This is a genomic window from Pseudazoarcus sp. NS20 (assembly GCF_059703745.1).
On the sequence record NZ_BAAKIY010000001.1, the window covers coordinates 1,184,119 to 1,196,935 of the forward strand.

Here is a 12,817-nt window from a genome sequence, read left to right on the forward strand (position 1 = left end):
TTTCTCGGGATGGGTATGTGCGCAAGCGAGAAGGATTTCTCAGCCGTGTTGCACAAAGCTGACGAGGGCGGTGCAGGGGTTACACTGGCGCCTCTTTGAACACCTTCCGTGCGTCCGCATGAGCGCAAGCGCTTTTCACATTCAGCCCACTGCCGACGACGGCCGCATCGCCCGCCTGGCGGCTGCGGCCATCGTGCTGTCGGTGGCCGAGGCCGCCATTCCCTTACCTTTGCCGGGGGTCAAGCCGGGGCTGGCGAACATCGTCATTCTCATCGTGTTGCTGCAATGGGGCTGGCGAGATGCGGTGTGGGTGGCTTTGTTGCGCGTGTTTGCTGGCAGCCTGCTGATCGGGCAGTTTCTGGCGCCGGGCTTTTTTCTGAGCTTTGCCGGGTCGATTACCAGCCTGGTGACGCTGGGCTTGGCCGTGCATCTGCCGCGCCGCTGGTTCGGCCCGGTAACGCTGTCGGTGCTGGCGGCGTTTGCGCACATTGGCGGGCAACTGGTGCTGGCGCGCGTGTGGCTCGTGCCGCACGACGGCATCTTCTATCTCTTTCCCGTATTTGCCCTGGCGGCCATGGTGTTCGGGCTGGTGAACGGGCTGGTGGCCGCACGCTTGCTGCGCGACATGCCGCCCGCACGGTCCGTCTCGTAAGGCAGTGCCTCGCTTTGCGCGAGGCGCCGTTCAATGCATGCCGTGCTTGCCCATCCAGTCGCGGAACGCGTCGATGCCGTCATCGCCCTCGCGCAGCCGCTTCATGTGCAGGATGAGGTTCTCGACCATGGTGTGAGCGGCGATGGCTGCCATCATTTCCAGTCGCTCTTCGGGTTCCAGCCCGTGTGCGACGAGGCGGCGGTCAAGTTCGCAGAAGTGGCTGGCCATGAGCTCACGGGCGTTGGCTTCGTCGATGGCCAGATCACCAAGGTCCACCGGGTCCTCTGCTTCGAGATCGGCGATCAGCTCTGCAAGCGATTGCGGATTCATGCCTTGTCCTCCTGTGGGGCGTGACGAAAACTTCGACCGTGAAAACGCGGGAAGGTGCTGCCTTGTCTGCCCTTAGCGACGACCTCCGAATAGCGATCCGAGCACGCCGCGGACAATCTGCCGCCCCAGCGCGCTGCCGATGGTGCGCGTGACCGTCTTGGCAGCGATCTGCACCAGCCCGTCGCGCTTGCCACCGCGTGGGCCGGTGGAGCCGAAGATGACGTCAGACATGCCGCCGCCAGCCCCCGCCGGGGATGTTTTCGGCGCCTCGGCCAGGCGCGCCTCGGCCTGCGCGCGCAGCAGCTCGTACGCGGATTCGCGATCCACCGCCTTCTCGTAGTGACCGTGCAGCAACGAGCCCTTGATGAGGGCGTCGCGCTCGGCGGCCGTGAGCGGCCCGAGGCGCGAGTTGGGGGCGATCACCGATGCGCGTTCGGTGATGCCGGGTCGGCCTTTTTCGTCCAGGAATGAAATCAGGGCTTCGCCCACGCCGAGTTCGGTGATGACCTCGGCCGCCTTGAAGGCCGGGTTGGGGCGCATGGTGTCGGCGGCGCTCTTGACGGCTTTCTGGTCGCGCGGGGTGAAGGCGCGCAGGGCATGCTGCACGCGGTTACCCAGTTGGCCGAGCACGGTGTCCGGCACGTCGAGCGGGCTTTGAGTGACGAAGTAGACGCCGACGCCCTTGGAGCGAATCAGGCGCACCACGTGCTCGACCTTTTCGATCAGCGCCTTGGGCGCGTCATTGAACAGCAGGTGGGCTTCGTCGAAGAAGAACACCAGTTTGGGCTTGTCCGGGTCACCGACTTCGGGGAGCTGTTCGAACAGTTCGGACAGCATCCACAGCAGGAAGGTGGAATACAGCTGCGGCGAGTGATAGAGCTTCTCGGCGGCCAGCACGTTGATCACGCCCCGCCCGGAGGCGTCGGTCTGGATCAGGTCGGCAAGGTCGAGCATCGGCTCGCCGAAAAAGCGGTCACCGCCCTGCGCTTCGAGGTTCAGCAGGCCGCGCTGGATGGCGCCAACCGAGGCGGCGGAGATGTTGCCGTACTCGGTGGTGAATTGCTTCGCGTTGTCGCCCACGTGCTGCAGCATGGCGCGCAAGTCTTTGAGGTCGAGCAGCAACAGGCCGTTGTCGTCGGCAATGCGGAACACGATTTGCAGCACGCCGGCCTGGGTTTCGTTGAGGTTGAGCAGGCGCGCCAGCAGCAGCGGGCCCATGTCGGAGATGGTGGCGCGCACCGGGTGGCCGAGCTCGCCGAAGACGTCCCAGAACACCACCGGGTTGGCGCGCGGCGTGAATTCGGTGATGCCGATGGCGGCCAGCCGCTCGAGCAGTTTGGGCGATGCCGTGCCCTCTGCCGCAACGCCCGACAGGTCGCCCTTCACGTCGGCCATGAACACCGGCACGCCGATGGCGGCGAAGGACTCGGCCATTTTCTGCAGCGTCACCGTCTTGCCGGTGCCGGTGGCGCCGGTAATCAGCCCGTGGCGGTTGGCAAGGCGCGGCAGCAAGGCCACATCGACGGTGCCCGCGCGGGCAATCAGCATGGGTTCGGGCATGGGTTTCCTCAGCGTTCGGTAGTGCCACACGCCGCCACGCAGCGTTCGTTGGCGGGCATGCAGGCCGGGCAGTCAAGACTGTTGCAGGTGCGGCGCTGGCACTGCAGCAGCGCGTCGCCGCAGCGATGCACGCACATGTTCCAGCCATCGCGGGCGGGGGAGGGCCGTGCGGGAATGCGCATGTTGCGGTCGGCTCCGCCGCGCAGGCACGAGGGCAGGTCGATGTCGCGCCTTGGGCCGGGCAGTGCGGCCCATTCTGCATCGCCGGGGCGGAGCTCGTCTTGCAGTTGCGCGATGGTGTCGCGAGTGACCAGGCCGGAGCCGAGCAGTGTGTCGAGCGCACGACAGTCGGCTCGCCAGGCATCACCCACAGAGCGCATGGAGCCGGCTTCCCGGCTCAGTCCCAGACGGGCGCACTCATGAGCGTAGAAAAAAGTGCGAGCCCGGTCGGAGAGCGTGGTCGGCACGGCGGCGTTGTAGAGAATGACGGGCGCGCCATGCTCGATGCGGGTTTCGAAGGCCACGGCCAGTGCCGGGTCGGCTACCGCGCGCACATTGTTGCCGTGCGCGTCGGTGCAGCCCTGGAATACGAGCTGCGTCTGCGCGGACACTGCGCCTGCACACAGCAACACCATGCACAGCAGCGTGCAGATTTTCCGGATCATGCTATCCCCCGCAGGCGCCTTCGCCCGTTTCGCATGAATTTATCAGACCGCACGCCTGACGGTGCAGCCGCCGATGAATCCGTTGCGCGAAGAACGCCATTTGCTCATCGACCCACTTAGGAACGCGGCGGCTTCGAGGTAAAATCGCGTCTTTTCACGAATCACTAATCAGAGAGCAGCCATGGCCGGACACTCAAAATGGGCCAACATCCAGCACCGTAAAGGCCGTCAGGACGAGAAGCGGGGCCGCGTCTTCAGCAAGCTGATCAAGGAAGTCACGGTGGCCGCGCGCATGGGCGGCGGTGACCCCAACTTCAACCCGCGCCTGCGTCTGGCGGTCGACAAGGCCAAGGGCGAGAACATGCCCAGCGACAACATCGACCGCGCCATCAAGCGCGGCACCGGTGAGCTCGAAGGCGTGAGCTACGAAGAAGTGCGCTATGAGGGCTACGGCATCGGCGGCGCGGCCGTGATGGTCGATTGCCTCACCGACAACAAGACACGCACTGTCGCCGACGTGCGCCATGCCTTCTCCAAGCATGGCGGCAACATGGGTACCGACGGCTGCGTGGCCTTCCAGTTCAAGCACTGCGGCCAGCTCATGTTTGCCCCCGGCACCAGCGAGGATGCGCTGATGGAAGCGGCGCTCGAAGCCGGCGCGGAAGACGTGCTGACGCATGACGATGGCTCGATCGAAGTCATCACGGCGCCGTACGAATACACCGGCGTCAAGGAAACGCTCGAAAAGTCCGGCTTCAAGGCGGAATTCGGTGAAGTCTCGATGAAGCCCGAGAACGAGACCGAACTGGCTGGCGACGATGCGGTGAAGATGCAGAAGCTGCTCGACGCGCTGGATGCGCTGGACGACGTGCAGGAGGTCTACACCTCCGCGGTGTTCGACGAATAAGCTCACTTTCGCTGGTGGCATCAAACCGCTGGCGGATCTCGCCGGCGGTGTCCGCGCCGACCCCTTGAGGAGTTTCCGCCATGCCCAGCGCCATGCTCACTGCCGCGATGCCCTTCCTGTTCGTGGTGCTGTGGAGCACGGGTTTCATCGGCGGCAAGCTCGGTCTGCCGTATGCCGAGCCGCTGACCTTTCTTTCGGTGCGCTATGCACTGGTGCTGGCACTGATGTTGCCGCTGGTGTGGCTCACGCGTGCGCCGTGGCCCACCGATCGCCGGCAGATTCTGCACATCGGCGTGTCCGGCCTGCTGGTGCACGGGCTCTATCTTGGCGGCGTGTTCTCGGCCATCGGGGCTGGCCTGCCGGCTGGCATCGCGGCGCTCATCGTCGGCATGCAGCCCTTGCTCACCGCCTTGGGGGCGGGGTGGCTACTGGGCGAGCGCGTCGTCGGGCGGCAATGGGTTGGCCTCGCGCTGGGCTTCATCGGCGTGGCCATGGTGGTGGCCAGCAAGGGCACGGATGCGGCCTTTGCCGATCATCTCGGCGCCATGCTCATCCCGGCGCTGCTGGCGTTGGCCGGCATCACCGCCGGCACGCTGTACCAGAAGCGCTACTGCCCCAGCTTCGATCTGCGCACCGGCTCGGTCATCCAGTTCATTCCGGCGTTGGTGGTCACGGCGCTGGCCGCCTGTGCCACCGAAACCATGCACATCGAGTGGACCGGCGAATTCATCTTCGCGCTGCTGTGGCTGGTGGTGGTGCTGTCGCTGGGGGCGATCTCGCTGCTCAACGTTTTGATCCGCATCGGCGGGGCGGTGAATGTGGCCAGCCTGTTCTATCTCACGCCGCCCACGACGGCGGTGATGGCGTGGTTGCTGTTCGACGAGCGTCTGGCCGCGTTGGCGTTGGCCGGCATGGCCGTGGCCGTGGCCGGCGTATGGCTGGCGCGGGCGCGCTGAACACAGCACAATCCGCCCCATGACATCGGCCACCCAAATCACCGCCACGCGCATCCTGGGCCTCGATCCGGGGCTGCGCATCACGGGCTTCGGCATCATCGACCAGCTTGGCAACCAGTTGCGCTATGTCGCGAGCGGCACCATCCGCACCAAGGATGGCGAGTTGCCCGGCCGCCTCAAGACGCTGCTCGATGGCGTGCGTGAGGTGGTGGCCACCTATTCGCCCGATCAGGTCGCGGTCGAGAAGGTCTTCGTCAACGTGAACCCGCAATCCACGCTGCTGCTGGGGCAGGCGCGCGGCGCGGTGATCTGCGGCGCGGTGTCGTGCGATCTGCCTGTGGCCGAATACACGGCCTTGCAGGTCAAACAGGCGGTGGTCGGCTACGGCAAGGCCGACAAGCTGCAGGTGCAGCACATGGTGCAGCGTTTGCTGTCACTGGATGGCGACCCCAGCGCCGACGCCGCCGATGCGCTGGCCTGCGCCATCTGCCACGCCAACGGGTCGTCCGGCGCGCTCGGCGCATTGGTCGGTGGCCGGCGTGCCGGCCGGTTGCACGCGCTGCGCTGAGGCTCGACATGTCTCGCATGCTGGCGCTCGCGCTACTGTGCCTGCTGCTGGGCTACGGCTTCTGGGTCAGCCCGGATTTCAAGGAGATTGCCGCCGGGGTAGCCATCTTCCTGTTCGGCATGCTGGCGCTGGAGCAGGGCTTCAAGACCTTCACCGGCGGCACGCTGGAACGCATTCTGCAGTTCTCCACCAACCGGCTCTGGAAGAGCGTGCTGTTCGGCATGGCCGCCACCACGCTGATGCAGTCGAGCACGCTGGTGTCGGTGATCTCCATCTCCTTCCTGTCAGCCGGCCTGCTCGGGCTGGCGCAAGGCATCGGCATCATCTTCGGTGCCAACCTCGGTTCCACCACTGGAGCGTGGCTGGTGGCCGGCTTCGGCCTGAAGGTGGATATCGCCGCCTACGCCATGCCGATGCTGGCCTTCGGCGTGATGTTCATGTTCACCAAGTCGAACACGCTCAAGGGCCTCGGTCAGATTCTCGCGGGCGTGGGTTTTCTGTTTCTCGGCATCCACTACATGAAAGAGGCCTTTGAGGCCTTCGGCCAGTCGCTGCAGTTGTCCGACTACGCCGTGCCGGGCATTCGCGGCCTGCTGCTGTTTACGCTGTTCGGCATTGTCGCCACGGTGGTCATGCAGTCGAGCCACGCCACGCTGGTGCTCATCATCACTGCGCTGGCGGCACAGCAGATCACCTACGAGAACGCGCTGGCGCTGGCCATCGGCGCCAACGTCGGCACCACGCTGACGGCCATCGTCAGTTCGCTCGGCGCCAACGTGCAGGGGCGCCGCCTGGCCGGTGCACATCTGGTCTTCAACGTCGTCACGGGCTTGATCGCGCTGCTCTTCATCCGTTTTTTCATGGAGGCGGTGGAAGTGGGCGCCGGGTGGCTCGGTATCGCTGAGGACGACTGGACGCTGAAGCTGGCCTTGTTCCACACGCTGTTCAATCTGGCCGGGTTGGCGCTGATGCTGCCGTTCACAAAGCACCTCGTGACATGGCTGGAGAAGGCCTTGCCGCAAAAGCCGGTCAGCGTGGTCACGCCGAAATTCATCAGCCCGACGCTGCTCGAAATGCCCGACGCAGCGGTGGAGGCTGCGCGCAAGGAATTGCAGCACCTCTACGCCAACGTTTTCGACGTGATGGCGCTGGCCTTGCACACCGACCCGGCGCGTTTGCGCCGTGGTGAAGATCTGGCACTGCTGGAGCAGGCGCCGGAGCGCGTACGCCCCATCGACATCGACGATTACTATCAGCGCCGCATCAAGCCGCTGTACGGCGAGATTCTCGATTTTCTCGCGCAGATCCGAACGCAGGACGGGCAGGCCGCGCAGGCGTTCGCGCTGCGCAATGCCGGACAGCAGATGATCGAAGCGCTCAAAGACCTCAAGCACATGCAGAAGAACCTGCAGCGCTACCTTGGCGCCAACACGCTGCACCCGCGCGCCGAGTATGTGGCGCTGCGGCGCGATCTGGCGCTGCTGCTGCATGCCGTGCATCGCATCGGCAGCGAGCCAGAGGGTGATGTCGATGCGGCGCTCGCTCGCCTCAAGGCGCATGCCGCCAGCAGTGATCTGGCGGCCAGCGGCGCCATCGACACCTTGATGCGCGAACGCCGCATCGCACCTGAGCAGGCCAGCTCGCTGATGAACGACAACGCCTATGCGGTGGATATCGCAGACTGCCTGATCACCGCCGCACACCTGCTCTTTGCGCCGTCGCTGGCGCCGCACCCGCTTGAGCATGCTCTGCAGCCTATGGTGCCGTCGGCTTCGGGTGAGGCGCTGAACGCCGCCAAGTGAACAGGTGCGGGAACATCCAGTGGCATATCATTGTCTGCTAACGCTGCATGCCCGCTCGGGCATCGTATAACAATGGCTCGGGACACACCCGTAGCACTCAGGAGACGCCAACAATGAAAACCTGCTCCCAATTCGACAGCCTGATGCCGTCGGCCAAACTGAACCGACGCAGCTTCGTCACCACCATCGCGGCCGCCGGCTTTGCGCTTGCCGTTCAGCCGATTCACGCGCAGACCGTGATCACCACGGACGCCAACGGCCTGGATACGGGCGATGCCTCGATCGACGTCGAGGGCGGCAAGCTCCCGGTGTATTACGCCCGCCCGGAAGGCGGCAAAAACCTTCCCACCGTGCTGGTGGTGCAGGAGATATTCGGCGTGCATGAGCACATCAAGGATGTCTGCCGTCGCCTGGCCAAGCAGGGCTATCTGGCGATTGCCCCGGAACTGTACTTCCGCCAGGGCGACCCGCGCACCATCGACAACGTGGCCGAACTGCTGCAGGCCATCGTGAACAAGGTGCCCGACGCCCAGGTGCTGGCCGACCTCGACGCCTGCGCCGCGTGGGCCGCCAAGAATCATGGCGACGCCGACAAGCTCGCCATCACGGGTTTTTGCTGGGGTGGCCGCATCACCTGGTTGTACGCCGCACACAATCCAAAGCTCAAGGCCGGCGTGGCCTGGTATGGCCGCCTGGACAGCCCGCCGAGCGATCTGCAGCCCAAGCACCCGGTCGATCTCGCCGGCGAACTCAAGGCGCCGGTGCTGGGCCTGTACGGCGGTGCCGACCAAGGCATTCCGTTGCACGACGTCGAGTTCATGCTCGAAGAGATCGAGCGCGCCGGCGCGAATAGCGAGATTCACGTCTATCCCGACGCTCCGCACGCCTTCAACGCCGACTACCGCCCGACTTACCGCAAGGACGAGGCCGAAGACGGCTGGAAGCGCATGCTGGCCTGGTTCGAGCGCAACGGCGTGTGAGCTTCGCGCAATGAAAAAGGGCGGCTTAGGCCGCCCTTTTTCGTTTAGGGGCGCCAGCGCCCGATGATTTCCAGCCCGTCCCCGCGCGCCCGCGCCACCACCGCCTCACCCATCGATGGCACTTCGCCGGTCAGTGCGGTGATGTTGACCTGATGCGTCACCCACACCCAGGTCTGATCGGCCGGAACGTGTTGGAGCGCTGCCAGTGCATCGCGCGTCTGTTGTTCGCTGCTGCCTTGCCCGGCGAAGAAAGAGTCCAGCGGCTGCCAGTGCTCCACGCCCAGTTGCTCGCCGAAAGCCAGTTCGGCCGTATCGACGCAGCGGCACCATCGGCTGGTGCGTACCTGGGTCACCGGAATCTGCAGCTCGCGCAGGCGTTGCCCGAAGCGGCGCGCCTCGTCGCGGCCGGCGGCCGACAAGTTGCGCTGCGAAGCGCAGTCGGCCAGCGTGAAGCCGGGCGGGTCGCCAATGCCGGGGTCGGTGCGCGCATGCCGCAGGAGAATCACCACGCCGCCAGCGCGCATGCGCTCTTCAATACTTGTGGAATCAGCGGGCGCTTGTGCCACCGCCGGTGGTGCGGCCAGCAGCGCTGTGAGAAGCCATGTCCTGAGTGTTGTGATGTTCATGCTATGGGCCTCGTGGGGATGAGGCATAGAGGTGTGTCGCGGGAAGGGGTTCCCGTGTTTTGGGGTGAGTTCGTTGTGTATGCCTTGACTGGCCGGGACTCGCCCCGGCGGGCGACCTTCTTTCTTGTTTCACGACAAGAAAGAAGGCAAAGAAACGTGCCCCGCATCCGCGCCCCTTCGGGGTTCCCTCGCTCCGTGGGATTTCGCCGGCCGGTCCTGAACTCGCTGTCGCTCGGACAGCAGGACCGGAGTGCCCCGTCGAAATCCCCCTGCGCTCGGCGCTTCTGAGGGGAGGATGGGTGCGCGCGGAGCGGCACGTTTTCTTCGAGTAGGTAGGTTGGGCTTTGGGTTCGTTCTCAGTGCCATTCGGAAGCGTCGAGGTGCCTTGGGCACAACCGCTCTACCGTCATTGCGAGGAGCGCAGCGACGCGGCAATCTCGCAGCCTTTCCATATTGCACAGTCACTGGATTGCCGCGCTTCGCTCGCAATGACGGGTAGAGGCGCAGCGCCAACTGAAGAGGCTCCAGCCCCAACGCACGTCGTGATTACCCATCCCTTCTGAGCCGCTGAGCGTAGAGCGCTCACGGCGGGGATGTCCGGCCTTGCTGTTTGAGCCCGACCGTAGGGCGCAATAAGCGAAGCGCATTGCGCCGTATTGGCCGAACATCCGGCGGATTACGCTGCGCTAATCCGCCCTACGGGAATGGCTCTGCCATTCTGGAGGGCACCCCTTTCTGAGCCGCTGAGCGCAGAGTGCTCACGGCGGGGTCTTCCGGCCTTGCTGTTTGAGCGGAACGCGAGTTTGCAAGGCCGGCCGCCGGGAGTGCTCGAAGCGAAGGAACCCCGAAGGGGCGGCGAGGAGGGCGCGTTTCTTTGCCTACTTTCTTGCCGCGCAGCAAGAAAGAAGGTCGCCCGCCGGGGCGAAATCCCGGCCGGTCAAGGTCAATCAAATGAACTCGCGTCACACAACCGCAAACATCCAATCGCTGCCTAACGAACTGCACGCGCACAGGCAGCAGCCCGACAGACGTCGGGCGCACGGGAGGTGCTGAAGCCTCAGCCCTTCGCCAACCCCAGTCGGCGGCAGATTTCGATCGCCGGGCCGTCCTGGTTCATCGAGTAAAAGTGCAGGCCAGGAGCGCCATCGGCGATCAGGTCTTCGCACAGTTCGGTGACCACATCCAGCCCGAACGCGCGAACGGAGGCGGCGTCGTCGCCGAACGACTCGAATTTGCGACGCATCCAGCGCGGGATTTCGGCGCCGCACATGTCCGAGAAGCGCGCCAGCTTGGAGAAGCTGCTGATCGGCATGATGCCCGGCACGATGGGGATGTTCACGCCCAGTGCCTGCGCTTCGTCGACGAAATGGGAGTACGCGTCGAGGTTGTAGAAATACTGCGTGATGGCCGAGTTGGCGCCGGCGTCGACCTTGCGCTTGAAGGCCAGCAAGTCGTCGCGCGGGCTCTTGGCCTGAGGGTGCCACTCGGGGTAGGCGGCGACTTCGATCAGGAAGCGGTCGCCGGTTTCCGCGCGGATGAATTCCACCAGTTCGTTGGCGTAGCGGAATTCGCCGCTGGCTCCGGCGCCCGAGGGCAGGTCGCCACGCAGGGCGACGATGCGGCGGATGCCGCTTTCGGCGTATTCGTCGAGGATGGCGCGCAGCTCATTGCGGGTGGAGCCGATGCACGACAGGTGCGGCGCGGCCTCGCTGCCGCTGGCAGCGATTTCGCGCACGGTGTTGAAGGTGCGCTCGCGCGTCGAGCCGCCGGCGCCGTAGGTCACGGAGAAGAATTGCGGGCTCAGCGTATCGGCCAGGCGCTGGCGCACGCCGCGCAGCTTTTCGGCGCCCTCGGGGGTTTGCGGCGGGAAGAATTCGATTGAAAGTTCAGTGGTTTGCATGGTGCATCCAGTGGAAAAGGGGCGCTCTTTCGCGCGCCAGCGTGCCGCCGTCAAAAATCTTCAGGAGTGAGTGCAAGCCGCGTGTCTTTGGCCAGACGTTGAGAGGCTTTGGTGAGCGCTTCCGTGCCGCAGCGCACGCGGCCGGCAGCAAGGGCCGCCTGTGCCTGGGTGCGCGAAGCCACGAGCCCTTGCTGCACCAGTAGTGCGTCCACACGCATCAAGCCGTCGTCGGTCGCAGCGGCCGGCACGCGGCGGGGTGCTACGGCCGGGCGCTGGTTGCGGTTGTGGAAGGAATTCATCGACATGGCGCGTCAGCTGACTTCGATGATCTCGACCGGGTTGTCGTACACGTCGTGGCGCTTGTCGTAGAGCGGGATGGTGGTGCCGTTCACGCGGTTGTGCGTGAGGTTGTCGATGCTCACGTCGGCGATCACGATCTGCTCCAGGTTGGCCGTGCCTTCGGCGGCAATGCCATCCCGCGCAAACGGAAAGTCGGACGGCGTGATGATGCTGGCCTGGCCGTAATGCACGCCCAGCCCCTGCACCGGCAGGTTGCCGACGGTGCTGGTCATGGCGACGTACACCTGGTTTTCGATGGCGCGTGCGTGGCAGCAGTAGCGCACACGCAGAAAGCCCTGGCGGTCGTCGGTGCACGACGGCACGAAGAGGATGTCGGCGCCGGCTTCACAAACCATGCGTGCAAGCTCGGGGAACTCGATGTCGTAGCAGATCAGGATGGCGATCTTGCCGTAGGGCGTGTTGAACAGGCGCAGTTGGTCACCTGCTGCGGTGTCCCACATCTCGCGCTCCCAGCGCGTGCGGTGGATCTTGTCCTGCTCGAAGATCTCGCCTTCGGGGCTGAACAGATAGGCCGTGTTGTAGAGCTGCCCGTCGCGCATCGTCGGGTGGCTGCCGCCGATGAGGTACACGCGGTGCTCCTGCGCCAGCTCGCGCATCAGGTCGAGGTAGCGCGGCGTGTAGTCGTGCATGTTGCGCACGGCTTCCGGCATGTCGCGCGTGTCCATGAACGACAGCAACTGCGTGGTGAAAATCTCCGGCAGCAGCACGAAATGCGGGCGGTAATCCCCCGCAGCCTGCATGACGAAACGGCACTGGTTCTCGAAACCCGACCAGTCGTGGATCTGGCGCAGCAGATACTGCACCGCGGCGATGCGTACGATCACAGGGCAATCTCCTCGGTTGTCCGGGTGGGGGCGCCCGGGTCGTAGTCAGGGTTGAGCCACACGATGAGCGATGCGTTCCCCAGCGACTCGCTGTCGTCGGGCAGGTAACCATGCACGATGCCACAGTAGCTGAAGCCCTCGTGCAGCTGGAAGCCCAGCACCGGGTCGCTCAGATCGCCCCAGATCACGCGCTTGGCGTATTCCTCGGCGGTCATGCGGTCGGCGAAGCGGTGGTAGCCCGGCATGCGCCCGCAGGCGATGATGCGCTTGAGGTTCATCTGCCGGCACAGGCTGCGGCGCCCCTCGTACAGAGCGTGGCCCACGCCGCTCCCGCGCAACTCGGGGTTCACGAACACCTCGGCGCCGTACAGCGTGCGGCCCATCGGGTTGTGGCTGCCGAAGTGGCCGCCGTCGGTGATGTCATCCCAGGTGTGGTGCTCGCCCCAGTCGTCCCACAGCACGATCAGCGAACTTGCGCAGCCGGCAAATTCGCCATCGACTTCGGCAATCAGCTGCCCTTGCGGAAAGACCTCAAGCTGATGACGCATCTGCTCGGCGGACCACGACGGAATGTCGGGGTACACGCGCTGCTGCAGCGCGATCAGCGGTTCGATGTCTTCCGGGCGGGTGTGTCGTACCGTGGCCAGACTCATGTTCATCCTCGTGAAACCGCGCCCGACGGTGGCC

14 protein-coding genes are annotated in these 12,817 nt (G+C 65.0%); 6 read left to right on the forward strand and 8 right to left on the reverse strand.

Annotated elements, in window-relative coordinates:
- Positions 1–118 precede the first annotated feature (118 nt).
- Positions 119–652, forward strand: coding sequence for a Gx transporter family protein (locus tag AC6H0W_RS05355; protein WP_497576100.1), 534 nt, complete (start codon positions 119–121; stop codon positions 650–652).
- Between the two features lie 30 nt (positions 653–682).
- Here the strand turns inward: AC6H0W_RS05355 and AC6H0W_RS05360 are convergent, their stop codons facing one another.
- From AC6H0W_RS05360 to AC6H0W_RS05370, 3 genes are all read right to left on the reverse strand, one after another.
- Entirely contained in the window at positions 683–982 is a 300-nt protein-coding gene (locus AC6H0W_RS05360) for a hypothetical protein (RefSeq protein WP_497576101.1), read from the reverse strand.
- Positions 983–1,054: 72 nt separating this feature from the next.
- The gene (locus AC6H0W_RS05365; RefSeq protein WP_497576102.1) at positions 1,055–2,542 is read right to left on the reverse strand and encodes a helicase HerA-like domain-containing protein; all 1,488 of its coding nucleotides are present in this window, start codon (positions 2,540–2,542) and stop codon (positions 1,055–1,057) included.
- An 8-nt stretch (positions 2,543–2,550) separates the two neighbouring features.
- A complete protein-coding gene (locus AC6H0W_RS05370) occupies positions 2,551–3,207 on the reverse strand; it encodes a hypothetical protein (protein ID WP_497576103.1) in 657 nt (218 codons plus the stop codon).
- Positions 3,208–3,388: 181 nt separating this feature from the next.
- On the opposite strand from AC6H0W_RS05370, the gene AC6H0W_RS05375 reads away from it, so the two are divergent.
- The 5 genes from AC6H0W_RS05375 to AC6H0W_RS05395 all read left to right on the forward strand — a co-directional run bounded on the left by AC6H0W_RS05375 (position 3,389) and on the right by AC6H0W_RS05395 (position 8,420).
- Positions 3,389–4,114 carry a YebC/PmpR family DNA-binding transcriptional regulator gene (locus tag AC6H0W_RS05375; RefSeq protein WP_497576104.1) on the forward strand — a complete coding sequence of 242 codons (726 nt, stop codon included), beginning with the start codon at positions 3,389–3,391 and terminating at the stop codon, positions 4,112–4,114.
- An 80-nt stretch (positions 4,115–4,194) separates the two neighbouring features.
- Positions 4,195–5,070 carry a DMT family transporter gene (locus AC6H0W_RS05380; protein WP_497576105.1) on the forward strand — a complete coding sequence of 292 codons (876 nt, stop codon included), beginning with the start codon at positions 4,195–4,197 and terminating at the stop codon, positions 5,068–5,070.
- A gap of 19 nt (positions 5,071–5,089) precedes the next feature.
- A complete protein-coding gene (gene ruvC / locus AC6H0W_RS05385; protein WP_497576106.1) occupies positions 5,090–5,638 on the forward strand; it encodes a crossover junction endodeoxyribonuclease RuvC in 549 nt (182 codons plus the stop codon).
- Positions 5,639–5,646: 8 nt separating this feature from the next.
- Positions 5,647–7,440 (forward strand): Na/Pi cotransporter family protein, encoded by a 1,794-nt coding sequence (locus AC6H0W_RS05390; protein ID WP_497576107.1) that lies wholly within the window; start codon positions 5,647–5,649, stop codon positions 7,438–7,440.
- A 113-nt stretch (positions 7,441–7,553) separates the two neighbouring features.
- Entirely contained in the window at positions 7,554–8,420 is an 867-nt protein-coding gene (locus AC6H0W_RS05395) for a dienelactone hydrolase family protein (RefSeq protein WP_497576108.1), read from the forward strand.
- A 44-nt stretch (positions 8,421–8,464) separates the two neighbouring features.
- Here the strand turns inward: AC6H0W_RS05395 and AC6H0W_RS05400 are convergent, their stop codons facing one another.
- From AC6H0W_RS05400 to AC6H0W_RS05420, 5 genes are all read right to left on the reverse strand, one after another.
- A complete protein-coding gene (locus AC6H0W_RS05400) occupies positions 8,465–9,046 on the reverse strand; it encodes a histidine phosphatase family protein (protein WP_497576109.1) in 582 nt (193 codons plus the stop codon).
- A 1,057-nt stretch (positions 9,047–10,103) separates the two neighbouring features.
- Positions 10,104–10,946, reverse strand: a complete 843-nt coding sequence (gene metF, locus AC6H0W_RS05405) for a methylenetetrahydrofolate reductase [NAD(P)H] (RefSeq protein ID WP_497576110.1) — start codon at positions 10,944–10,946, stop codon at positions 10,104–10,106.
- 50 nt (positions 10,947–10,996) lie between these two features.
- Positions 10,997–11,251, reverse strand: coding sequence for a S4 domain-containing protein (locus AC6H0W_RS05410; RefSeq protein WP_497576111.1), 255 nt, complete (start codon positions 11,249–11,251; stop codon positions 10,997–10,999).
- 6 nt (positions 11,252–11,257) lie between these two features.
- Positions 11,258–12,130, reverse strand: a complete 873-nt coding sequence (locus tag AC6H0W_RS05415; RefSeq protein ID WP_497576112.1) for a carbon-nitrogen hydrolase family protein — start codon at positions 12,128–12,130, stop codon at positions 11,258–11,260.
- Positions 12,127–12,783: a GNAT family N-acetyltransferase gene (locus AC6H0W_RS05420; protein ID WP_497576113.1), complete on the reverse strand. Its 657-nt coding sequence runs from the start codon at positions 12,781–12,783 to the stop codon at positions 12,127–12,129. Before AC6H0W_RS05420 ends, AC6H0W_RS05415 begins: the two co-directional genes overlap by 4 nt.
- Between the last annotated feature and the right edge of the window lie 34 nt (positions 12,784–12,817).